Annotated in this window: 20 protein-coding genes; 4 read left to right on the forward strand and 16 right to left on the reverse strand. The window is 37.4% G+C overall.

Annotation, left to right across the window (positions count from 1 at the left end):
• Nucleotides 1–6: 6 nt before the first annotated feature.
• The 5 genes from EHQ70_RS13900 to EHQ70_RS13920 are packed head-to-tail and all read right to left on the reverse strand — an operon-like array spanning nt 7 to nt 10,033.
• On the reverse strand, nt 7–3,069 hold the full coding sequence (locus EHQ70_RS13900) for an ATP-binding cassette domain-containing protein (protein ID WP_135587389.1): 3,063 nt from the start codon (nt 3,067–3,069) through the stop codon (nt 7–9).
• Between the two features lie 2 nt (nt 3,070–3,071).
• Entirely contained in the window at nt 3,072–4,175 is a 1,104-nt protein-coding gene (locus tag EHQ70_RS13905) for a beta-barrel domain-containing protein (protein WP_135587391.1), read from the reverse strand.
• On the reverse strand, nt 4,168–7,233 hold the full coding sequence (locus EHQ70_RS13910; protein WP_135587393.1) for a peptidase domain-containing ABC transporter: 3,066 nt from the start codon (nt 7,231–7,233) through the stop codon (nt 4,168–4,170). The genes EHQ70_RS13905 and EHQ70_RS13910 overlap by 8 nt, the downstream gene beginning before the upstream one ends.
• Nucleotides 7,234–8,844: a transferase gene (locus tag EHQ70_RS13915; protein ID WP_135587395.1), complete on the reverse strand. Its 1,611-nt coding sequence runs from the start codon at nt 8,842–8,844 to the stop codon at nt 7,234–7,236. It abuts the gene before it with no gap.
• Between the two features lie 7 nt (nt 8,845–8,851).
• The gene (locus tag EHQ70_RS13920) at nt 8,852–10,033 is read right to left on the reverse strand and encodes an acetyl-CoA C-acetyltransferase (RefSeq protein ID WP_135587397.1); all 1,182 of its coding nucleotides are present in this window, start codon (nt 10,031–10,033) and stop codon (nt 8,852–8,854) included.
• Nucleotides 10,034–10,137: 104 nt separating this feature from the next.
• On the opposite strand from EHQ70_RS13920, the gene EHQ70_RS13925 reads away from it, so the two are divergent.
• Nucleotides 10,138–11,520, forward strand: a complete 1,383-nt coding sequence (locus EHQ70_RS13925) for a DUF6938 domain-containing protein (protein ID WP_244288346.1) — start codon at nt 10,138–10,140, stop codon at nt 11,518–11,520.
• A 6-nt stretch (nt 11,521–11,526) separates the two neighbouring features.
• On the opposite strand, the gene EHQ70_RS13930 is transcribed toward EHQ70_RS13925, so the two are convergent.
• Nucleotides 11,527–11,835 carry an Hpt domain-containing protein gene (locus EHQ70_RS13930; protein WP_135588485.1) on the reverse strand — a complete coding sequence of 103 codons (309 nt, stop codon included), beginning with the start codon at nt 11,833–11,835 and terminating at the stop codon, nt 11,527–11,529.
• Between the two features lie 143 nt (nt 11,836–11,978).
• Here EHQ70_RS13930 and lpxA point away from each other — a divergent pair, with 143 nt between their 5' ends.
• Together lpxA and galE are read left to right on the forward strand one after the other, a co-directional pair.
• A complete protein-coding gene (gene lpxA / locus EHQ70_RS13935; protein WP_135587401.1) occupies nt 11,979–12,785 on the forward strand; it encodes an acyl-ACP--UDP-N-acetylglucosamine O-acyltransferase in 807 nt (268 codons plus the stop codon).
• Nucleotides 12,782–13,750, forward strand: coding sequence for a UDP-glucose 4-epimerase GalE (gene galE / locus EHQ70_RS13940; RefSeq protein WP_135587403.1), 969 nt, complete (start codon nt 12,782–12,784; stop codon nt 13,748–13,750). Before lpxA ends, galE begins: the two co-directional genes overlap by 4 nt.
• Here the strand turns inward: galE and EHQ70_RS13945 are convergent.
• Genes EHQ70_RS13945 through EHQ70_RS13965 form a run of 5 tightly spaced genes read right to left on the reverse strand, consistent with a single transcriptional unit; the run spans nt 13,745 to nt 18,713 of the window.
• Nucleotides 13,745–14,545 carry a M15 family metallopeptidase gene (locus tag EHQ70_RS13945; protein WP_244288347.1) on the reverse strand — a complete coding sequence of 267 codons (801 nt, stop codon included), beginning with the start codon at nt 14,543–14,545 and terminating at the stop codon, nt 13,745–13,747. The genes galE and EHQ70_RS13945 overlap by 6 nt on opposite strands.
• A 14-nt stretch (nt 14,546–14,559) precedes the next feature.
• Nucleotides 14,560–16,629 (reverse strand): ATP-dependent DNA helicase RecG, encoded by a 2,070-nt coding sequence (gene recG, locus EHQ70_RS13950; protein WP_135587406.1) that lies wholly within the window; start codon nt 16,627–16,629, stop codon nt 14,560–14,562.
• Complete coding sequence (locus EHQ70_RS13955; RefSeq protein ID WP_135587408.1) at nt 16,626–17,027, reverse strand: hypothetical protein; 402 nt, start codon at nt 17,025–17,027, stop codon at nt 16,626–16,628. The genes recG and EHQ70_RS13955 overlap by 4 nt, the downstream gene beginning before the upstream one ends.
• Nucleotides 17,028–18,032: a metallophosphoesterase family protein gene (locus EHQ70_RS13960; RefSeq protein ID WP_135587410.1), complete on the reverse strand. Its 1,005-nt coding sequence runs from the start codon at nt 18,030–18,032 to the stop codon at nt 17,028–17,030.
• Nucleotides 18,033–18,713 (reverse strand): hypothetical protein, encoded by a 681-nt coding sequence (locus EHQ70_RS13965; protein ID WP_135587412.1) that lies wholly within the window; start codon nt 18,711–18,713, stop codon nt 18,033–18,035.
• A gap of 56 nt (nt 18,714–18,769) precedes the next feature.
• Between EHQ70_RS13965 and EHQ70_RS13970 the strand changes: the two genes are divergently transcribed.
• Nucleotides 18,770–19,771 (forward strand): NAD(P)H-dependent glycerol-3-phosphate dehydrogenase, encoded by a 1,002-nt coding sequence (locus tag EHQ70_RS13970; protein WP_135587414.1) that lies wholly within the window; start codon nt 18,770–18,772, stop codon nt 19,769–19,771.
• Here the strand turns inward: EHQ70_RS13970 and EHQ70_RS13975 are convergent.
• From EHQ70_RS13975 to EHQ70_RS13995, 5 genes are all read right to left on the reverse strand, one after another.
• Nucleotides 19,768–20,172, reverse strand: coding sequence for an MAPEG family protein (locus EHQ70_RS13975; RefSeq protein WP_135587416.1), 405 nt, complete (start codon nt 20,170–20,172; stop codon nt 19,768–19,770). The genes EHQ70_RS13970 and EHQ70_RS13975 overlap by 4 nt on opposite strands.
• A gap of 124 nt (nt 20,173–20,296) precedes the next feature.
• Nucleotides 20,297–21,082, reverse strand: a complete 786-nt coding sequence (locus EHQ70_RS13980; protein ID WP_135588486.1) for an alpha/beta fold hydrolase — start codon at nt 21,080–21,082, stop codon at nt 20,297–20,299.
• A gap of 11 nt (nt 21,083–21,093) precedes the next feature.
• Nucleotides 21,094–21,849, reverse strand: a complete 756-nt coding sequence (gene map, locus EHQ70_RS13985; protein WP_135587418.1) for a type I methionyl aminopeptidase — start codon at nt 21,847–21,849, stop codon at nt 21,094–21,096.
• Nucleotides 21,850–22,824, reverse strand: coding sequence for an arsenosugar biosynthesis radical SAM (seleno)protein ArsS (gene arsS / locus EHQ70_RS13990; protein ID WP_135587420.1), 975 nt, complete (start codon nt 22,822–22,824; stop codon nt 21,850–21,852).
• A gap of 2 nt (nt 22,825–22,826) precedes the next feature.
• Nucleotides 22,827–23,168 carry an arsenosugar biosynthesis-associated peroxidase-like protein gene (locus tag EHQ70_RS13995; protein WP_135587422.1) on the reverse strand — a complete coding sequence of 114 codons (342 nt, stop codon included), beginning with the start codon at nt 23,166–23,168 and terminating at the stop codon, nt 22,827–22,829.
• Nucleotides 23,169–23,258 lie beyond the last annotated feature (90 nt).

A 23,258-nucleotide genomic window follows, 5' to 3' on the forward strand; every position in this document is an offset into this window, starting at 1 on the left:
AATCAATTATCGGATCGCTTCCTGTTTGGAATGAAGTAATTGGTAAATTCCACCTTTAGAAAGTAACTCCCTATGTGTGCCTTTCCCTTCCAATTTGCCCCGTTCCAAGACAAAAATCTGGTCATAATTACGAATTGTATCCAACCTGTGGGCTACCGTAACGATTGTAGCGTTTGCAAAAACCAAACCTATATGTGACAGAATTCTTGCTTCTGTTTCCTTATCCAAAGAGGCCGTGGGTTCATCTAATAATAAAACATTAGGTTTTTGTAAAAACAAACGAGCCAAGGAAACTCTCTGTTTTTGACCGCCTGAAAAAATAAAACCTCTTTCGGAAATTTCCGTATCATAACCAAGCGGAAGTTTGACGATATCATCATGAATACAAGCAAGTTTGGCTGCTTCAACCACTTCGCTTAAAGTTGCTTCTGGTTTAGTGATAGAAATATTTTCTCTAACTGTGCCTGCAATGAGTGGATTTTCCTGAAACAAAACACCAATTTTAGTTCGTAAACTAGGAAGCCAAATCTCATCTAGTGCAACGTCATCAATAATGATATTCCCTTCTTGTGGATTGTACAATCCAAGTATTAATTTTAAAATAGTTGATTTACCACTTCCACTCCGCCCCACAAAGGCAACTTTTTTACCTGCTTGGATTTTTAATTTTAAATTACGAATTCCTGATTCAGGTTTCAAAGTATCATAAGAGAAACTCAAATTTTTAAACTCAATGTTACCTTTCACTTCCGGTAAATCAACTTTGAACAAATTATCTTTATCAGTAATTTCACTATCCAAAGATTCAAAAGTGCGTAACCTGTTCCACGAAACATTAGCTTTCTGAAATTTTAAAAAATCATCGTATAAAGAAACAATTGGATTTCGAATATAAGCAACAAGTCCAATGATCGCATATAAAGTTCCCAACGTCATTTGATCACTTAAAATCAAAAGACTTCCAACTAACATTACCACTACAACAGTAATTTGTTTAAAAAACTCTGTATTTGTGAAAAGTAAGTTTGAATAAAATAATTTCTTACCCTCTGAGTTTAATTGGGTCGTAAGTCTTTTTTCGAAGTCCCAACGATGGGAATAAGTGGCTCCTAAATTTTTGATAGTTTCGAATCCATTGATCGTTTCGATAAAATAACTCAATGTTTCTGATTTTTTTAAAGATTCTTTTTTTGTTTCTTCAACGATTTTTGGAGTAAGAGCACGTAGAATCAACATTTCGGGTAAAATTAAAAACCCAATAATTAGAAGTAATAACGGAGAAAGAAATAGAAAAATAACAAAAACTAATGAGCTAAAAAGTAAATCGAATATTTTCATAGCTCCTTGATCAGAAAAATATAAAATAACAGATTCAATTTCTTCCCAACGATTCAAAATTTCACCTTTTCGATTTCTTTCAAAAAATGAAATTGGTAATGAAATTAATTTTACTAAAAATCGTATCGCAATGGTTTGATTCACTCGGTTACTTGTAAAAAAAATAACATTAGATCGGAAGTAAGCAAGAAAAGATTGGGAAAAACTAAGAAGAACAACAACGGTAATCACAGGAAGAAAAAACTCTTTGTTTTCTTTTAACAAAACCGCATCTATTAAGTATAAATTAATTAAGGGTATAAAAACTTCCAAACCTTTGATAACAAAACTAGCAACGATGCCAGCTTTTAAATATTTGATAGCAGGTAAAAAATATTCAGCTAACCCGGAAAAGAATCTACTTTTCCATTCCCAGTTTTGTTCTGGTTTTACCTTGGGAACAAAATAAATGACAACATTAGAAGATTTTTTCTCCCATTCTTCACGAGGAAGATTAATTTCACCAAACTCTGGATCCATAACCAAAACTTTTTTTGGCCCAATAGACTTCAGTATCACGTATTTAGAATTTTCAAAAAAATTTATAGATGGATTGTTACTCAATTCCAATTCGTGATCTTTCCAATTCACAAAATAACAATCACCTTTATCTTCTCCAAAACTACTCTTCCAGTGATTAGGACGTATATCTGGATCAAAATCAGGAAAAGATGGATCCGCATCATAATCTGCAAATGAATATCCCCAATATCGAAATATCATTTTACGACAAGCATCACCTGATTGCGATTTACCATCTTGGAATAAAAAAGGAAACCTGATTTGGTTTCTTAATGGAGGAGAAAATTTTAACTTAGGTAAAAAATGAAATTGGTCTTCTTCGTAAATTGTCGATGTTTCAAATTTATCTTCTTCCGAACCATCGCCCAAATTGAGTTTTCGTTCGCTCATAATGGAACGAATTGTGATTAATAAACTTTCGGATTTTTTGAAAAATACTTCTGCATCTTTGGAGGAAAGTTCATAAACAAAACTTTCTTCTACGGCAGTGACGGTAGCATTCCTTGCTTTTTTTTCTAATACCCCCATTTCACCTAACACTGAACCAGCTTCGACATAAGAAAAATAATCTTTTTGCCATGTTGATTTTGTGACTTTAAATCTCCCGGAACGTATAAAAAACAATGAAGAACTTTTACTTCCTTCTTTCATCAAAACTTGGCCAGGAGATATCTTTTGTTTTACTAATACTTTTGCTAAATCTTCAATTTCTGAATTAGAAAGTTTTCTAAAATAGGGATGAATTCTTAATTCGTCACGGAGTTGGACATTTTCTTTGTAAGCATTCCAGGATTGTTTTCTTTTTTTATCGGACTCGATAAATTTAACAAACTGAATTGTAGATAAAACACGGACTTTAGAATTTTCTTCTACTTGAAAAAGTTGTTTTTTTAAAGAATCAGAAGAATATTCTGAAATTCCATAAAAGGAACCTTCCGTTAAAGTTTTAATCAATAATTCTCTTTCATTGATTTTTAGTTTAACTTGAATTCTTCCAGTTTCTAAAAAAAGAATCGGTGTTGGGTCTACTTCGCTCGCGCCAAACTTATCGTTTGCAACTAAAGATCTAAATTCAAATAACGCTAAAAACTTTTTTAAATCAATCGATGATAAAGTTGATAAGAAATCATCATCAGATATTACTTTTGGAATTTCTTTTATACTTTTCAAAGTTAATTCCTAGGATCAGCATATCGAAATAAAATTTGGTATATACTCTTTCTATCGATGACTATATCGGCGACTACCTTTAGCCCTGGGAATAACTTAAATTCTTTACCATCCTGGTTTAAATCTTGTGTACCAAGGATGAGAACCACCGAAAACGAATCATTGTCTTTTGTATTTGGGATGATTTGAGAAACAGTTCCTTCTACGACACCAAAGTCGTTTTGGTGGAATGCTTTTACTTTAATTACTGACTTTAAACCAATTCGAACAGCAGCAATGTCTTTACTACTCACATCCACAATGGCTTCTAAGGGCTGACCTTCTTCCATCAATGAAGCAACCGTTTCACCACGAACAATATTTTGTCCTACGTTGTTGATAGAAAGTTCACCAATGATTCCAGAAAAAGGCATCCGAATAATAGCATTAGCAACCCTTTCTCTTTTTAATTTTGTATCACCTCTAAGACTCGAAATGATATTTTCTTCTCTTTGTATTTCATCTTTTAAGTTTCCAAACTCTTCATTAAATTCTAACAAGTTTTGATCATAAATAAACTTAGCACCAACACCATTTTGAAAATCCATAAACGCTTTTTTTAGATTAACAAATTTACTGAGAACACCGCCAGACAATGCAGAACCCGAATTGTTTTCTAAATTATAGGCCAAACTTTTTAAAATTTTTTCTGCTTCTCTTTTATTTCGAATCAGTCGTTGTAATTTCTTTTCCTCATAATCTAAATTGTTTGTATCTTTTGATAATTCAATTTGTTGTTCCGAAAATTCTAACTCCATAATGGGATCACCTTTTTTAAGAAAATCCCCTGACTTCACATATAAATTAGTAAGTGTTCCCGTCTCCAAAGCTTCCACCATATGGTAGTTACCTTTTGGTCGGATGGAACCAGTAGCTTGAACAACTACATCAACTCTCCCAAAAATCAAAAAGAGTATAAAACATAGAAAAAAAGCAGTAATCAAATAAATTCCCTTTTTTTCCCAATTGGGAGCAGGGTGTTTTAATAACTCATCGTAATAAGATGCCGAATGCCTAGACTCCCAATTTGAATCTGTTTCTTTTATGTTTTTAAATTTTTTAAACATCTTTATCCCCCTCGCTTAGTGTTGGGAACAAATGATAATAAAAACCTTTGGTCGTGATTAACTCAGCATGAGTTCCCATCTCTACTATACGACCCTCATCTAAAACAATAATTTTATCGGCACTGACCGTGCTATGAAGTCTATGTGAAATTTGAATCACGGTTCTATCTTGGAATACAGTTTCCCATTGTGATTGTATATGTGATTCCGTTTCTGAATCAAGAGCCGAGGTAGGTTCATCTAAAAATAAAATACTCGGGTTTGTAACAAGTGCTCTTGCAATTGCCAGTCGTTGTCTTTGTCCTCCAGAAAGCCCAATCCCAGATTCCCCAATTTTTGTTTCATATTTCATAGGAAATCGTTCTACAAATTGGTCCACCATCGCAAGTTTTGCACCAGCTAACAATGATTCCTGATTCAATGAAGGATTTTTTTTAGATAAGTTTTCAGTGATACTTCCGGAAAAAAGAATTGGATGTTGTTCCACAGCTCCGAATTGAATTCGGACTTCTTCTGGGTCTAAGGTAGAAAGATCAAAGGAATCAACAAATACCTTTCCTTTCGTAGGAGTGAGAGTTCCCATAAGAATCCTCATCAGCGTAGACTTACCACACCCACTCCTTCCTACAATGGCGATCTTTTCACCGGCTTCTATTTCTAAATTGATATCAGATAAAATTTCTAGACTTGTTTCTGAATATCGAAAACTGATATGATCCAATGTTATCTTTCCAGACAATCTTGGCAATTCACCAAATGGCCGTTGGCTGATAATTTCACCAGGTAATGAATATATCTCAGTCAGTCGCATTCGAGATTCTCGTAATTCACTCAAATCTTCATAAACATGGCATAATCTTACAATTGGTTCCATAAGTAGAGAATACAATACAAGAAAAGCCAAAAAACTTCCCAAAGATAATGATTCACCTAAAACATCGCTAACACCAAAAGTAATCACAGCGATAAGACCCATTTGTTCAAAAAATTTACTCACAAGCTCTAATACATGGACTCGTTTTCCCACTCTTAGGTTAGTAAGGATGGTTCTTGCAATTTCATTAAGACCTTTAGAAAGATAACGACTTTCCATCGCAGAAGATTTGATGAGTGGCATTCCTGCAAACAGTGAGAGAAAAAAAGATGTAGTTTTCTTTTTGGATTCAAAACTATGTTTTTGTAATTTTTTTATTTTTGCACTAGAACGAACAACAAACAAAGAATAAACGATAAGAAAAAATAGTCCAACAAAAGTTAAACTGCTATCCAAACGATACAGAATAAAAAGATAAATTGGTAAAGTTACCAAATCTAAAATTAAAAATAAACCCGATCTTTGGGTGATTTCCAATATCCTTTGATTTTCTTTCAACCTCTGAGTAAAATCACCTGTTTCGAATTTTCGAAATTCTGGTAATGTTAGGTTTAGTATATGTTGAAAAAAACGAACAAAATAGTTATACTCCAAACTTTGCATAAGCCCTATAGCAATTAAGTTTCGGAATAAAGAAAACAAGGTTTGAAAAAGAACGGCTAACGCTACTCCAAATACCAAGGTAAATAAAAAGTTACGATCTGAAAAAACAAGTACCTGGTCTACAACTTGACGAACTAAATATGGTAAGGACAAGGTTAAAAATGCTGATAATACTGTAGCAACTAAAATCCAACGTATTTCTCTTTTCTTCGGACTGAACAACATCCGAAGTTCTTTAAAAAAACTGATCAAACTAACATCAGCAGACAGAGCCGCAGGAGCTGGTGAAAATTGCAAAATCACCCCGTCCCAAATTTTCAAAAACTCTTTAATCGAAAGTTCATAAACACCTTTAATAGGATGAGAGATTAAAACGGCATCCAACTCTGGTTCGTATAAATATAACAAACAAGGAACTGTTTCCTCATCAGTAATAAAAACAGGATTCTCTAATTCAATCAGTGGTTCTGATGATAATTGTAGTTGTTTCGTTAAAAATCCTAACTTTTCTAACTCAATGGCTAATTCAAAAATACCAGGAACCTTATTCCTAGTTAGTTCATTTTTGATTCTAATTTTCCAATTGTTTGGCAATGGTTTATCAAAAACCCGTAAAGCAAGTTCACTACAAACAAGTCCAACTAAAGTAATTTGGTCGGTGGTTACTTGTTCAATGTATAATTTTTGTGTAGCCTTTCGAAACTCAAAACGTTTGGAAACAAATGGTCGGATCGAGTTTTCTTCTTTTTCTTTGGCTTTGTACGTTGAATAACGTAACAGTCGTGATTGGACAATTTCTTCTAGTTTGTTTCCTTTTTCAACCCCGATGACTTTTCGAAATACAGAGCCTGGGATTTTATATAATTCGGAATCTTCCGAAGCGACTGCACTTGCCAAACGTTTTTGTTGTTTGAAGATGGCAATCTCACCCAATATATCTCCAGAACGCATAATTGAGATAATTTTTCTAGGGTTCTCCGTTCTTATCTGAATTTTGCCTGACCGAACAATGTAAGCGGCATCACCATCTTCTCCTTCCGCAAAAATAAAATCTCCCTGACTGACTTTTACCAATTGGATGGATTTTAGAATGAGTTTGATTTCTTCTGGAGAAAGTTCCTCGAAAAAACTAAGTTTACGAACATAATAAAACTTTTCTTGTTCTTCTTCTCTATGTTTTGCTTTTTCAGCAATTTCAGGATGAGATTCAACTAACTTTAAAAAACGAGATGTGGGGAGTAATAAAACAATCGAAGGTTCCAGTGCATTATAATCATGTTTAGATGGAGTTTTTGTAAGAGTGATTCTTTCACCAATCGATTCACCTACTTCGACAAAGGTATGCCGACCAAAATGACTTTCATTTTTGTTTTGTTTCATTCCAAATCGACCGGTTAATACAAAATGTATGTATTCTGGCATTTGGTTTGCTTTAATTAAGTTTTGTCCTAACCGAACAAATCGTACTTCAATAAATGGAATTAGGTTTTCTCTTTCTGATTCTTCTAGTTCTGCTAATAAATAATTATTGCGGAAAACCGTTCGGATTTTTTCAAGATTTCGCCTAACTTCCGATTGCATTTATTTTTCCGCTAAAATTAACATATGAGTGACAGGAAAATCCATGGGAACCAAATCTTCCTGTGATTTTGGAATGTCTTTTGATGATGTAAAAATTTTGGTTTTTCCCAAATATCGATTTTCGACCAACCATTCATTTCGATAGGAATGAGACTGGTGTGAAACTTGAAACCCAACAGATTCCAAATGGGATTTCCAATCGCTAAAACTCCAAAAACAAAAGGACTCATGCATTTCACTTTCCCAGTTGTCGGTATAATCTTTTTTGGAGAGAAATTCACAAACATCGGCTAGTTTCATACGTAGGTATTCTATACCATCGACGAAAAAGACTTCAGTCCTAAGCAGATAACCTTCTTCCTTTCGAAAGTCGGATTGAAATCGGAAAAATCTTTCCTTTGTGGATAGGGAATCCAAATACTCTTTGAGATTGGGATAGGATTTTGGTTCTTCTCCCAAATTTGTTCCGTCCGTATCTTGAAACCAAACAAAAACTTCCCGATCCTTATCTTCTGGGCCAACTACATCTCGGTTGATCCAAACCCCACCCATGGTCAGTTCAAAATATCGATTCTTTATGAACGAAAGAAGTTTCTCTCGATTTCCATAGGACTCAATTTCATGAGTGAGGGAAGAGGAATGGATGGTGTTCATCGTTCCCGCAGGGAAAACAAGCCCACTGACTGCATTTTTCCGTAAGAAAAAAACATTCGGATTTGGGAATTCTCCGTTTTCTTTTCTCTGTTCACAAACTTGAAAAAGATGCCTTGCGATTTCCACTCCATAAAAATCGGACTCAAACAAGTTTGGTTTTTCAGAAGCTAATTTAATCCATGAACCAACAGCACAACCAATGTCACCAATCCGCCCGGGTAAAATATAGTTTTGTGTTTCATTAAACTTTAGTTCGGCGATTGCGTCCATCTCTCGGACATAAGTATTATAATCTCTAGACTCAGTAATATCTCCGTCTTCACCAATTAGTGAATCGGAAAACAACATTTGTATTTTATCCCAAACATTATATACATCCCACAAACGAACACTAGCCGGATCCATATAAGAAACCAAATCCACTTTTGTTTTTGGATTCATTTTCTCATTGGGTCCAGCCAAACCTTCCAAAATCTCCCAAGGGAGTTTTGTGTTAAATTTTTCTTCTCTACCAGGAACTCGTTCTACCGGAAGGATCGAAAATCCTAAATCGGAATACAAATTTGCAACTGGTGTAGAACAAAGCACAATGGTGTTCTTTGGAGTGAGAGAGAGTGACATTTCCGATTCTGCTTCAATTTTTTTGATTGTATACGAAGCAAAGTTAGGTGATTGACCTATATCATCAATAGGGATTACAAAAATGGGAATTTCTAGATCTCTAGAAAAATCCTGAATCATCATGGCACGTTTGTATAGAGGGAGAGGGTTTCTTCTTGTATTGTTATGATTGGCGGAAGTGACTACGAAGATGATAGCAGTAGGGAATTCTGAAATTTGCAGAGGATTTCCCAAATGATCTTTTACTTCCGAGAGGCCATCCTTAACCAAACGGTTCAGGTATTCCTTTTGGTACCGTGTCAGTAAATGATGACGACCCGGAAGTAATAAATACATAGTAGTTTTAAGCTTTTGGATTTTCTAAAACGATTGCAATTCCTTGGCCACCACCAATACAAAGTGAGGCGACACCGTATTTCACACCACGTCTTTGCATCTCTAGTGCCAATGTCAATGTGACACGACTTCCAGATGCTCCGAGTGGATGTCCAATCGCAACAGCCCCACCATTTACGTTTGTAATTTTAGGATCAAGACCCAATTCTTTTTGAACTGCTAAGTACTGTGCAGCAAATGCTTCATTGATTTCAAAAAGACCAATGTCTTTCAAACTAAGTCCTGCTTTTTGTAAAGCAGCAGGGATTGCCACTGCCGGACCAATTCCCATCTTTGCTGGTTCACAACCTGCGTGACCCCATGATTTCACAATGGCCAATGGTTCCTTTCCTAATTTTTTTGCTTGGGATGCGGAAGCCACAATCAATGCAGCGGCACCATCATTGATACCAGATGCATTTCCTGCGGTGACAGTTCCGTCTTTTTTGAAAGCAGGTTTTAAGTTTGCTAGTTTTGTAGCTCCCGCTTTTCCTTTGATGAATTCATCTTTATCAAAAACTATAGGATTTTTTCCACTAACAGTAATGGTATGAATTTCATCTTTTAAAATTCCTTTGTTCGTAGCTTCTTCTGCTCTTTCTTGTGAAGTGGCTGCCCAAAGGTCTTGTTCTTCTCTGGAAATTTTGTATTGGTCCGCTAAATTTTCTGCAGTCATTCCCATCGGAAGTTCTACATACACGTCAGTTAAACCAGTTGCCAATGAATCTTCGAATTCAGTATTTCCATAACGAACTCCGAACCTTGCGTTTCTTACCACATAAGGTGCGTTACTCATAGATTCCACACCACCAGCAAGAACGGTATGTGCTTCACCTAACATAATTTTTTTGGCAGCTTGGATGACAGCTTCCATTCCAGAACCACAAAGCCTGTTGAGTGTGAGTGCAGGGCTCGCAATCGGAACTCCTGATTTCAAACCAATATGTCGTGCTAAATAGATTCCGTCTTTGCCTGTAGGGATAACGTTTCCAAAAATACTTTCTTCAATGAGGGAAGGATCCACGCCAGTCTTTTGAAGTGTCGCTTTTGAAACTTCGACTCCGAGGTCTACGGCACTCAAATCTTTGAGAGTTCCGCCAAAACTACCGAATGCGGATCTAAGTCCGCCCAAAATGTAAACTTGTTCCATAGATACCAGGAATGGCCAAATTTAGTCACCTGTCAGCTAAGAATTGAAATTTCACTTGAAAGAGAATCCGGTATCGTTACACTTCCTGCATGAATCGAGAACCCATGTTCGGCCTGGAAACCGGTTTTTTATCCAAACAAACAGCGAGTCTCATTCGTGGGATCCTCCAAAAAAGGTATTCTATCGGCAAATCTTCCGTTTCTTTGTATTCCTCGCCATCTGAGTTGTATCCTGGATTAGAACTCATTTCCGACAAAGGCACAAGTCCCATCCAAAAACGATTGGTGGTCGGTAGCATTCGTATGGGTTACGGCCACCACAGGATGGCACTTTCTCTATATTCCCATTCTTTAAAAAAACAAATCCCCACATACCTTCACGATCTATTGGCAATCAATTCTCCAGAAGCCACTGCCATTGCAGACATTGATTCTGGTTATAGTTATTTCTCAAGACTCAGTTCAGAAATTGGCGGGCCTGTGGAATGGTTGTGGGGTCTGCTTATGTCACAGGGAAATTTAACCTCATTAGAACTCTCTTGTCAATTAGCGGAGCTTTATAAGGGACTTATGAATGGAATTCCCACTGACTCTCCTGTGATCACAACATATCCGTTAAATGGTCAAATATCCGTAGCATCTGGATTTCAAAAAACAATCCATCTAATTTGTGATAACTACCCGCAATATTATTTATTAGTACCGGGAGCATTAAACTTAGTACAAACTCCTTCTGCTTACACAAAGTTTTTACAGATGGGTGTTCCGAAAGAAAACATTGCCGTTGCAGGACACTGGGTTTCTGAAGATGTTCTATCGAATGCTGTCACCGATTGTGAAAATCGAGTTCGTAGGATTGATGCAAAAAAATGTAGAAGGTTTCTCATTCCGATTGGTGGAGCAGGAGCACAAAAAGGTTATGTATTAGATTTAATTCGTTTGAGTAAAAAGAATCTACAAAATAAAAAAGCTGTTTTTTGGATCAACACGGGTGATCATTCCAAAATTCTCAAATCCATTGAAGAATATTTAATTCTACAAAAAATTCCTTATTTATCCATCAACACTTGGGAAGATTTAATTCATTTCATCCAACGCCATCCTCTTCGTTCGGAAGATAATGAAAACAATCCACCAGTGGTTTTGTTTCATTTTCCATCGCATACAGAAGCATTTTCTGCCACTGACAAACTCATCCGTATCGCAGATGTCCTTGTCACAAAACCTTCTGAACTTGCATTCTATCCTGTGCCGAAACTATTCATTCGTAGAGTGGGTGATCATGAAGCAGCGTCTGTGCTTCGATCCTTAGAACTGGGAGAAGGCACGGTGGAATGTCGTGAAGTGATCCATGCCAAAGAACTAATCCAAATATTTACAGATTCAGACGATTTGTTACTTCGAATGAACGAATCAGTCATAAAAAATATTGTAGAGGGAGTCTATAACGGTAGTAAGACGGCCGTGGAAATGGCGACCGCAAACTAATGGATTTTATTTAGAAAACTTTTTTTCTAATTCTTGTCTGGTGGATTCCCAGATAGCGGCAATTTTGTTCCCTTCTTCCACAGCGGAATCAATCTCACCTGTTTTGGCAAAACCTTCAGCTTTGACCACAACCTCAGAAAGTGCTGCCAAACCAAAATTAGCAGCCACACCTTTGATTTGGTGTAACTCCGCCTGCAATTCCTTGGGTTCTTTGGAGACAAGAAGCCTACCTAAATTTTCAACCCGAGTTGCCATATTTTCTAAAAGAGAGGTCATCATCTCTTTTAACCAAGCCTGGTCTTCCGGATCGTTTATATCCACTAAAGACTCTATTCGAGACCAATCTATTAGCAAGTTACACCTTCCTACCAAAAGTAAACAGACTCTTAAAAGCGTGTAAATTACATTTTAAAAAATCATTTCCATGGCTTCGGAATCGTATTTTTTTGTAAAACACTATGAAAATTCACCCCACTGCCATCATCGATCCGAAGGCGGAACTCCATGAGTCCGTAGAAGTAGGACCTTTTTGTATCATTGAAAAAGATGTCAAAATCGGCGAAGGAACCGTCATTGAATCCCATGTCAAAATCCTATCGGGAACTCGGATTGGTAAGTTCAACAAACTCTCTTCAGGGGGAAGTTACGGCGGATTACCACAAGATTTAGCCTTCAAACCGGAAACTAAGACCTATTTGGAAATTGGTGACCACAATATCATTCGAGAAAACATAATCTTCCATCGAGGAACCGTAGAAGGAAAAGCTACAACCATCGGGAACCATAACTATCTAATGGGGAATGTTCATATAGCCCATGATGTGATCGTTGGTGACCACAACATTATGGTACAAAACACGATGCTTGCAGGTCACGTTGTGATTGGTGATAAAGTTTTTATCTCCGGTTCTGTCGGAGTCCACCAATTTGTACGTGTTTCTGATTATGCAATGTTAGCAGGACTCACTAAAGTAGTCAAAGATGTTCCTCCTTACGCAACTGTCGATGGACATCCTGGGGCAGTAGTGAGTTTGAACGTTGTGGGTATGAAACGAGCTGGAATTTCTGCCGATGTTCGTTTAGCAATCAAACGAGTTTATAAAGTCATTTACCATAGTGGATTCAACACCAAACAAGCGCTTGTTGAACTAAAAAAGGATCCAAATCCTGCACCAGAAGTCCAAAAAATTATCGCATTCTTTGAATCAAGCAAACGTGGTGTTGTCGATCATCGATTTGTATCTGGTGGATCTGACGAAGAATGAGAGTTCTCGTTACCGGGGGAGCCGGTTACATTGGAAGTCATATTGTTTTAGAACTAATGGAACTTGGTCATGAGATCCTAGTTGTGGATGATATGGAAAAAGGAAACGAAGCCAATTTGTTTCCTGGAAATGAATTCATCAAAGGTGAAATCCAAAATCCTGAAATTTTAAAACAGGCATTTACAAAAAAAATAGATGCAGTGTTTCACTTTGCGGCTTGGAAGGCAGCAGGTGAATCCATGACAGATCCACTTAAGTATACGATAAACAATTTAAATGGAACCTTTACTTTATTAGATGCAATGGTAAATTACGGTTGTCAGTATTTTGTTTTTTCTTCATCAGCAGCTGTTTATGGAGCACCTAAATACCTTCCTATCGATGAAAAACATCCTTTGAATCCAGAGAACTACTATGGATACACAAAGTTATGTATTGAAGAAAACTTGGAATGGTTTGATAAGTTAAAAGGTTTAAAATCAGCAAGATTACGCTATTTTAATGCCGCAGGTTATGATCCAAAAGGTAGAATCAAAGGAATTGAAAAAACTCCTGCGAATTTATTACCCATCATCATGGAAGCGGCTTCTGGAATTCGAAACGGTTATGAAATCTTTGGAACCGATTACGAAACAGAAGATGGAACTTGTGTTCGTGACTACGTCCACGTTTCCGATTTAGCCAAGGCTCATGTTTTAGCTCTGAACTATATCATGACGAAAAATCAAAGTTTAACGGTGAATTTAGGATCGGAAGCTGGGTATTCAGTCAAAGAGATGGCAGATCTTTCTGAAAAAGTAGTTGGAAAAACCATTTCCCACAAAACAGGTCCTAGGCGAGCGGGTGATCCTGCAAAACTATTGGCATCCTCTGCAAAAGCGAGAGAACTTTTGAACTGGAAACCAATTTACAGTGATGCAGAAACTTTACTTTCTAGTATGTGGAGTCGCTACAAAACCCTATAACGAAGGGTTTTGAATTTTTTCACAATCCGGGTTTATGGAACGAACATAGTCCAAAGCCCGGTTTCCTAAAACATCAGCACCTAAAAAACTTCCTGTTAATTGGATCTCCCCTGATTCAAATCCTTTTACCCATTCTTTGGTGAGTTGGTTGGAAATGGGAGCATAAGACCAATGCCATTTTTCTTCTTGGTATCCTTTGTTATTTCTTGTCGATAAACGACTGTAAGGTTGGCAGAATCCATACTTAGATGCATTTTCTTTTAACCAATCGTAAAGGATTTTCCCTTTTCCATTTTCCTCGAAGTAACCATTGTCCAATGCATTGATATCAAAATCGGTTCCCCAGTGGTGGCGAGAAGTTCCAGGAGCACTAGAAAATTCTAAAATCAAACTAGTGATTTCTTCTGGAGTTTTTCCTTTGATGGGTATCCGCATGGCTTTTTTACCAGTAAACTTAGACTCCCAAATTCCTTTTTGGTGCGTAAAATTACGAAAGGAAGAAACCAAAAAGATATGTTGTTTGTAAGAACTTGGTTTGGAATCTTCAAAATCATTTATCATTTGGTGAAGGGCTTTTTTGACATCAGGACGGAGAAAATGTTCTTTTTCATTTTCTTCTAAGATAACAGGTGCTAATGGACCTGGTGAATTAAATTTTCCGGTCAAATAGGATTTTTTTTCGATTCCTAAATACAAATCTGTTTTGTTCGGTTTGACTGGCTTTTCTCCGCAAACTAAAAATAAAGAAACCAATAAGAAGAATAGATACTTAGTTTGGAACATAGTTAAGTTCATTAAAAATTTTAGGATTAATTCGCAAATAAAAATTTGCCTTCACTGAATCTTGTACTTAATTCTGTAAGTTCAGTTGGATCATCCAAAGGAAAAGAGGAAGCATCCTCTTTAGCTTCATCCAGTAGGTTCCGATCCGATACCAAATCAGCAATTTTAAATTCCGGAAGTCCACTTTGTTTGACTCCGAGAAGTTCACCAGGTCCTCGGATGGCTAAATCTTTTTCAGCCAAATAGTATCCATCATTAGATGCGACAAGTGCTTCCAAACGATCTCGTCCTTCATCGCTAATAAAATCGCCTGTCATTAGAATACAAAAACTTTCGATATCACTTCTTCCCACACGACCACGTAACTGGTGTAACTGGGAAATTCCAAATCGATCCGCATGTTCCACAACCAAGATTGTTGCGTTCGGAACATCCACTCCCACTTCCACAACTGTTGTTGTGACAAGGATTTGGATCTCTCCCGATTTGAATTTCTCCATAACAGATTCTTTTTCTGCACTTTTCATTTTCCCGTGCAACAAACCAATTTTTAGATCAGGAAACACATTGGTTCGTAAATTTTCATAAGCAACCGTGCAAGATTCCAAATCTACCTTTTCTGATTCCTCTACTAATGGATATACAATATAACATTGTCTTCCTGAACTCACATACTTACGTATGGAATTGTAAACACCAGTCCTTCGGTCTTCTTTATACCATCTTGTATCAATGGGTTTACGGCCCTTTGGTTTGGTTTTGATATTTACAAGTGAAAGATCCCCATATAAAGTCAGGCAAAGGGTTCGAGGGATTGGTGTGGCCGTCATTGCGAGGATGTCAGGATTTTTTCCTTTAGAACGAATCGTTTCTCTTTGGTCCACACCAAACTTATGTTGTTCATCAATCACAACAAGTCCAAGGTCAGAAAAGATTACATCTTCCTGTAATAAAGAATGAGTTCCAATGATGATATTAGATTCTCCTGTTTTGATCCTTGTCAGTTTTTCCAAACGAGTTTTTTTGTTTTCACCACCAAGCAGCAGTTCAATGCCAAGGAAAGGCATATTTCCCATAAATTTATATATGGTTTGGTAGTGTTGGCGCGCCAAAATTTCCGTAGGTGCTAAGAACACAACTTGGATATGATTATCAATATAATGAAGACCGATCAGAAGTGCGGTGATGGTTTTTCCAGAACCCACATCCCCTTGGAGTAAAAAGGCAGCCGGTGAATCAGAACTCGTTTGGGATAGAATGGTATTTACGGCGACTTTTTGATCTTCTGTCAATTCGAAGGGAAGATTTTTTTCCAAATTCTCCCTTGAAGGGGATTTGGGTAATGGCCATAACAACCGTTTTACTTTTTGACGTTCTCTTTGTTTGTACAACAATAACCTTTGGAAATAAAAAAACTCTTCGTAAGCAAATCGTTTTCGTGCAATTTGTACGGCTTCCATGGTTTCGGGAAAATGGATTTCATGGAAAGCTTTGTCTCGACCGATTAACTCTCGTTTTTTGATGATTTTCGTTGGGAGATTTTCAGGAATCCCTCCCCCTTCCAAAACCTGAAACATAAGTTTCCTTAGTCCCTTGGAATCGAGGCCTTCTTCTTTTAATGCCTCTGTGGATGGATAAAGAGGAATGATACGACCTGCATGGATGGAATCTTCCGGATCCTCTTTGTCCGATAAAAATTCATACTCAGGATGGAGAATCTGGTATCCTTTAAAGTATTCTAGTTTTCCTGAAACGACAACCTTTCGATCGACCGTAAAAATCTTATGAAAAAAATTCACCCCACGAAAGAATACCAAATTGATACGTTCGTTGTTTAGCGTTCTAAATCCAACTAATAACCGACTTTTTTTTCCATGTACAATGTAACTGTCTGCAATAGTTCCAAGTAAGGTGACCACATCCCCTTGCTTAAGAATGATGTCTTTTGTAAAATTACGATCTAGGTAACGGCGAGGGAAATAAGTAAGGAGTTCAAAGAAAGTTGAGATTCCGTGTTCCAATAAGATTGATTTTCTTTTGGGTCCAATCCCTTTCAGAGAAGATAAACTTTGTGATAGATCGAGTCCCTGCTTCATAACTCATCCGTAGGTTTCGGAGGACCAAACCCATTGTCATTTACCGAAGAAGAATCAGTTGTGTTTTTTTCTGAATCCAAAATCAAATAACAATACTTACACCCATAAATTTGTGCCTGTTTTTTCCCTTCACTGTTTGTATAAGCAGAAATCGCAGCATATAAAAATTCATTTTTGTTTAACACAGTCCCACAAACAGGACATAGGCGAAGTCTGGGAAGGTTTGGATCTTTTTCCTTTCCATAAACTTTTCTTGGATCACCTACACGCAAATTTCCTTCTTTTGCAAGGCGTTCCTTTTCTTTTTTGTCTAAACTCTGGTTGTCAACAGCGGAGAGAGCATACAAAAAGAAGGCTACTGTAATTAGGACACCACAAATCGTAAGGAAGGTAACCATTTAATTACCTCGAATGTAATCTTCGGAACTCACTGTGGAAATGGGATTTTGAGAAATTAGTTTCAAATGTTTTTCTGTACAATCCACTTCGATAAGTGTATGCCAATCCTCACCTCGTAATTGACAAAGATTGGATTGTACTACATCCTTACCTTCCATGATGATTTCTGCATAATAGCCACCTTCTTGAAATCCATGTAAAGAATCCACAGCACCAAAGTTTGATGGGTTGATGAATACGGTATTTCTAGTTTTTTTGATTCCTTGGTCTTCATGTACATGACCCGAAACCACAAGAGAAGGAGATTCATCATCCAAATACCGACGAATCCCTTGGCTCCCACATTTTCCTACTCCAGGAATGTTATCGAAGTATCCATAAGCCGGGTTATGAATCCAACAAATGTCTGGCATTTCTTGTCGAAAGAAGTCTTCTGGTTCACTATAGTTTTTTCCGTTTTTGGTATACTCGTGAAAAACAACTGTTAGTTTTTCAGGAATCCCTGATGTCCAAATGGGAGCCCCACCGTAACCAGAAACTTTTAAATTTCCAAAATCAAAACTTTTTCGATGAACTTCTCGTTGGTAAAGTTCGGTGTATTGTAAATCTAAATCATAATTCCCAGGCAAACAATAAACAGGCGACTTAGCATATTTGATGATTAGTTTTTCGATGATTTCATATTTTTCTTTCATCGTTTTGGCAGCGAGTTTATACAAATCTCGATACTTTTGCGATTTTTCTACAATGGCAGTGGAATACTTTTCTGGAAAACGAATGGCATGAGTTGTAAAATCAAAAGGAGTGGAATCGTCTTTACGTTCCGTTAACAAATAATATAACTCTTCTTGGACTCCACAAAAATCGATGATACGATCAAAAGAAAAAAATGCCTTATAAATAATATCTCCGGAAAACAAATACAAATCTGCTTCTGTTGTTTGCAGGATTCGTTTTAAACCATGAAGACCATCATGGATATCCGTTAGATAAATGATTTTCATTTATTCATTTTCCCAAAGTAACATCTGGATATCGCGATCTTCTTCGATATAATCGATCTTCAAATATTCAGGACCAAAAAAATCCACAAGTGGTTTTAGAATGGTAGATGATCTTACAAATATATACAGTTCGTTGTTATCACCGACGATGTATTGGATATCAATTTTACCGGCAATGGAAGGAACCAAATTCAAAAAATAGTTTAGATCAAATAAAATTTCCCACTGCAAACCAGTGATCGAAAGAAGATGAGGGGCAGCATAAAGAATAGATTCAAAAACCTTTTTTTTATGAAACGGATCTACTTTACCGAACCACCTAACAAAATCAAATCGCCTTGGTTTGGTATCCCAAACTCTATAACCTACAATTTTTAACCGAGCCCGATTGTCTTTGACTGAAACTGGCTTTAGGCGGACGCGGTAACGAATGGAATCGACCTTTAAAAAACGGGCAATCCAGAGCCATCCCATTCGATAAACCCCGGTCAATATGACTTCACCCTTGGCAGAAGAGACTTCCAAACTCTCTAAATCGGGATCCTCTGCAATGATCTCTGTCGATATGACCTTACGTAAGCTACCAAGAAGCAAGGTAACCTTATAATTACTCTTTGGGACCACTTTGGGTGGCAAAAAGAGATTCAGTGGATTGAAACGGAGAAGATCCGTTAAAAGCATATTTTAATTTTATTTTCTATTGCCTTTTTGGAAAGCAGATTTAGAATACTGAACTCATGAAGATTGGTATCATTGGCGCCGGAAGTTTTGGCACTGCACTAGGTAGTATTTTAGCGGACAAGGGTTATGACGTTACCCTTTGGACCAGAAGCGAGGATCAAGCAAGATCCATCAATGAAAACCATATGAATACCAAACATATGCCCGATTTGGTACTTCCGGATAAACTCAAAGCAGATACCAACCTCATCCATGTTGTGAAAGACAAGGACATGATTGTTTCTGCTCCCCCAAGCCACGCTCTTTCCGGAATTCTGAGAGAAATCAAAGATCATATCCCACCAAAAGTGCCCATTGTTTCTGCCTCCAAAGGGATCGAAAACGAAAGCCTAAGACTTGTTTCCGAGATTTTTGAATCCGAACTTCCGGGACAATTCCATTCCCAACTTTCTTATCTTTCGGGGCCAAGTTTTGCCAAAGAAATGGTGAAACGAGTTCCGACCATTGTTTCGATTGCTTCCAAAAACGAAGCCACCGCCAAACGAGTGCAAGAGATCTTTAGTTTTACTTATTTCCGTACTTATTGGACTCCCGATGTTGTGGGTGTCGAAGTGGGTGGCGCTTTAAAAAACGTCATTGCCATTGCAGCAGGGGTTGCCGACGGTCTTGGTTTTGGTCAAAATACAAGGGCAGCTCTCATCACACGCGGGTTAAACGAAATCACAAGGATGGGAATCAAAATGGGTGCCGATCCTATGACTTTCCTTGGGCCATCGGGGATGGGAGATTTGGTTCTTACTTGTTGTGGAGAAGGATCACGGAACAGAACCGTGGGTTTTCGTTTGGGTAAAGGTGAAAAATTAAAAGATATTTTAGCTTCTATGAACGAAGTCGCGGAAGGTGTCAAAACCACTCAATCCGCAAAAAATCTTTCGGACAAACTGGGTATGGAAATGGCCATCACCCAGGAAGTCTATCGAATGTTATACGAAGATAAAGATCCGAAAGAAGTGGTCAAAGCTCTGATGAGCCGTGATCTAAAACGGGAAGGTGTCTAAAAAAGACGTACCAGTAGAACGATATAGGTTACAATTTGAATCATATAAAATGTAAACCGAATGTTCACAGCAAGAACACTTGTAGAAGTTAGATGAGTGAGGGATTGTAAAACCCTTGCTCCTAAAATCACAAGACCTGCTTGGTTCACAAAATTATCAATCATACCTAAGTTAGCGGTTAAAAAAACCACTGCCACAAACAAGGGTAGGTTTTCCAAACTGTTGAGGTGAGCCCTGTTGAGTCTCCAATTAAAATTGGAACCGTGTTGGATCCCTGCAGGGAATTCATTCGACTTTTTTTTACCGAATAACACGAGTACACCTCGGTAAGAAGTTAAAAATACCCCAAGCCCTAGTGCCCAAAGTGTAAATCCAATGAGTGTAAGATAAATGGTTTCCACAAATCCTCCTTTTGTATCAGAACCAAAATCTAAGTTCTGAAGATACAGGTGGAGATTCTAAATGACTCTAATTCATTTGTAAACTAATTAAATGAAATTCTTGGTTGGATCGGAACGCTTTCTCTTAAAAGCCAATCTTTTGGATCTGTTTCCAAACGGAAAGCCAAGTGGATGAAAAAAAATGGTCGGGGGCATCTGGAATTTCGATACAGTGCAGTCCGTTCTCTTTTGCAAAACTGATGCTATATTCTTTTGGAAACCACTTATCTTCTTTCGGAAGAAAGATTGTGTAATTGGTTCTTTTTTGTATGACTGATCCATCCACTACAAATCCAGGTAAAAAAAGATTCTTCAAAAATATGGATAGGTCTTCTAACCGAATTCTAGAGTTTTGAATCTGAACTTTGAGATGATCGATTTTTCCATCTTCTAACCACTGTGGAATGGCAAGTGTCTCTAATATCTGTTTGTTGGGAGCCACATCATCAGAAACATCTGGCAAAAGAAGAAGTCGACTGAACTCCTCAATCGAATGGGATTCATACAAATACCGAAGGCTAAGAACACTATCCAAAATAGGGGAAAGTAAAAACAGTTTTCGAAAAGGAACTAAATTGGCATACATCATAAGTGCCGCACCTCCTCCACTATGCCCAATCCCATACAATTCTTTGTTTGTATATCCACGTTCTTTCAGATATACATCTAACAACGATATGGCGGTTCTGGGATCGTAAATTCCCTTTGAATTTCCATGAGAAGGAGGATTGAACCGAATGAGTCTTAACCCCAAAGTTTCTAGTTCGGAATCACGGATCCGAAACGATCTCGCGTTACCGCCAGTACTTGGCCAAATGATAAGAACACCTTTCGCCTCTTTCGCAGAAGCGCCAGATTCGATGATTTCCAAGGACAAGGAATTTATAATGTAGCGATGATGGGTTTTCCGTTTTGGACAATGACAGTATGTTCACACTGTGCTACATAACTGAGTTCCCCTCGACGATTGCTGGCAACCAGTGTCCAACCATCTTCTTCTTCGTAAGCAGTTTGGCTTCCTGTAGAAATAAAAGATTCAATCGCAAGAACAAGTCCGTTCCCCAATTTTCTTTGGTCACGTTTTTCTTCATAAACCAAAACTTGAGGTTCTTCATGGAGTTTTTTTCCGGTTCCATGGCCCGCTAAATTTTTAATGACTGTAAATCCATTTTCTACTGCGGCAGAATGAATTTCTCTTCCAATGTTTCGTAGATAATTTCCAGTAAACGCTTGTTTTGTGGCACGCATCGTTCCTTCGATTGCTGTTTCACAAAGTTTTTGAAGAGAAGCGTTGGACTGACCCACAACAAAAGAAATTCCTGTATCGGCATAATAACCATCTAGTTTGGCAGATACATCAATATTCACTAAATCTCCATCTTTTAAGATGGTTTCTTTTTTGGGAATCCCATGTGCGATTTCAAAATTGGTACTGATACAAGTATAACCAGGAAATTTGTAATCAAACTTAGGTGCGGAAAATGCTCCTGCTTTTTCAAATTCCTGTTTTGCAACGTTGTCTAGTTCCAAAGTAGACACTCCAGGTTTAGCCAGAAGTTTCAAAAGTTCACGAACTTTCGCGACAAACTTTCCAGCTTTTAATATCCCTTGAAGATCTTTTTCATTTTGAATCGACATCTAAACAATCTCCCCACCACAACTGGATCCCGCGCCGGCAGTACATCCGTAACAATGATTTGCTACTACGATATCTCGACTTAGGAAAGATTGCAAATCGAAATCCTTTAGATGTTTTACATTTTGAGACTTCAAATCTAACATTTGATTGAAATCACAATCATACACAGAACCGTCATAACCTACAGATATTTGATCCAAACACATGAGACCTTCTACAGTGGCTGGATTGTAGGCATTGGCTAAAGTTTCCATATACATTTCAAATTTACCACCCCGAACGAGAGCACCTAAAAATCGGCTGATCGGAAGGTTATTGATACAAAACAATTGGTTGAATACGATTCCGTATTTTTTTTGCAAAGTTTCTTTGTATTCTCTTTCTAAAACGGATTGGCCGGAACCTAAAAATAAACCGTTTGGATTATAAACTAAATTTAAAGGGAGTTTTGTTCCATAACCAAGAGCATTTAACTTCTTTAATGCGGTAATGGATTTTTGATAAACTCCTTTTCCTCTCTGGTTGTCCGTCGTACTTTCAATGAATGACGGTAATGAAGATACAACTTCCACCTGATTGGATGCTAAAAAATCATACAACCAATCATTTCCTGGTTCTTCAAGGATGGTTAAGTTACAACGATCCATCACTCGTTTGCCCAGTTTTCTCGCACCTAAAACCAAATCCTTAAAATGAGGATTTCCTTCCGGTGCTCCACCCGTGATATCTACAGTTTCTATCCCTGGTGTTTTTGCGATAATTTCCAAACACAAATCGATTGTGGCTTTATCCATCATCTCAGTTCGTATGGGTGATGCATCTACATGGCAATGCCGACAGGCTTGGTTGCACCATTTACCCACATTGATTTGAAAAACCTTTAGAGAACGAGCATGTATAGAATGTCCGACAGAATCGGAAAAATTTTTACCACTGAATGATTGTAAGGTGGAAAGTTGTTCCTTCGTTTCCATAACTAAAAAGAAAGTTCGTCTATTTTGTTTTGCATTTGAACACTATGAACTAAATTGATTCCGGCAGCCATTGCTGCAGCCACGTGAACCGCTTCATTCATTTGTGCTTCATTGGCACCTTTTTGGAGAGATGTGGATGTGTAGGCATCAATACAATACGGACATTTTAATGCATGAGAAACTGCCAAAGCAATCAGTGCTTTTTCTCTTTCAGTTAATGCCCCTTCCGCCATCACAGCACCATAATAAGCAAAAAACTTTTCTGCTAAAGCAGGGTTCGTACGTCCGATCTCACCAAATTTTCCAAGATCCGTTGCGTTGTAATAATGATTTGTTTCTGCCATTTTTTTCCTCAAATTTTAAGCTATATCGTTATACTATCAAAATCCAGATTTTTAAACCAAATATTTTGAACAACGACTGTAACCGCAATA

This window comes from Leptospira congkakensis (assembly GCF_004770265.1).
Lineage (GTDB): Bacteria > Spirochaetota > Leptospiria > Leptospirales > Leptospiraceae > Leptospira_A > Leptospira_A congkakensis.

Bases quoted from the DNA above. Each gene is read 5' to 3' on its own strand.
- recG (WP_135587406.1), bottom strand. From the start codon at position 16,629: ATGAAGCAGGGACTCGATCTATCACAAAGTTTATCTTCTCTGAAAGGG.
- EHQ70_RS13905 (WP_135587391.1), bottom strand. From the start codon at position 4,175: ATGTTTAAAAAATTTAAAAACATAAAAGAAACAGATTCAAATTGGGAG.
- EHQ70_RS13910 (WP_135587393.1), bottom strand. From the start codon at position 7,233: ATGCAATCGGAAGTTAGGCGAAATCTTGAAAAAATCCGAACGGTTTTC.
- arsS (WP_135587420.1), bottom strand. From the start codon at position 22,824: ATGGAAACGAAGGAACAACTTTCCACCTTACAATCATTCAGTGGTAAA.
- map (WP_135587418.1), bottom strand. From the start codon at position 21,849: ATGTCGATTCAAAATGAAAAAGATCTTCAAGGGATATTAAAAGCTGGA.
- EHQ70_RS13970 (WP_135587414.1), top strand. From the start codon at position 18,770: ATGAAGATTGGTATCATTGGCGCCGGAAGTTTTGGCACTGCACTAGGT.
- EHQ70_RS13960 (WP_135587410.1), bottom strand. From the start codon at position 18,032: ATGAAAATCATTTATCTAACGGATATCCATGATGGTCTTCATGGTTTA.
- lpxA (WP_135587401.1), top strand. From the start codon at position 11,979: ATGAAAATTCACCCCACTGCCATCATCGATCCGAAGGCGGAACTCCAT.
- EHQ70_RS13955 (WP_135587408.1), bottom strand. From the start codon at position 17,027: ATGGTTACCTTCCTTACGATTTGTGGTGTCCTAATTACAGTAGCCTTC.
- EHQ70_RS13945 (WP_244288347.1), bottom strand. From the start codon at position 14,545: ATGAACTTAACTATGTTCCAAACTAAGTATCTATTCTTCTTATTGGTT.
- galE (WP_135587403.1), top strand. From the start codon at position 12,782: ATGAGAGTTCTCGTTACCGGGGGAGCCGGTTACATTGGAAGTCATATT.
- EHQ70_RS13925 (WP_244288346.1), top strand. From the start codon at position 10,138: ATGTTCGGCCTGGAAACCGGTTTTTTATCCAAACAAACAGCGAGTCTC.
- EHQ70_RS13915 (WP_135587395.1), bottom strand. From the start codon at position 8,844: ATGTATTTATTACTTCCGGGTCGTCATCATTTACTGACACGGTACCAA.
- EHQ70_RS13965 (WP_135587412.1), bottom strand. From the start codon at position 18,713: ATGCTTTTAACGGATCTTCTCCGTTTCAATCCACTGAATCTCTTTTTG.
- EHQ70_RS13920 (WP_135587397.1), bottom strand. From the start codon at position 10,033: ATGGAACAAGTTTACATTTTGGGCGGACTTAGATCCGCATTCGGTAGT.
- EHQ70_RS13995 (WP_135587422.1), bottom strand. From the start codon at position 23,168: ATGGCAGAAACAAATCATTATTACAACGCAACGGATCTTGGAAAATTT.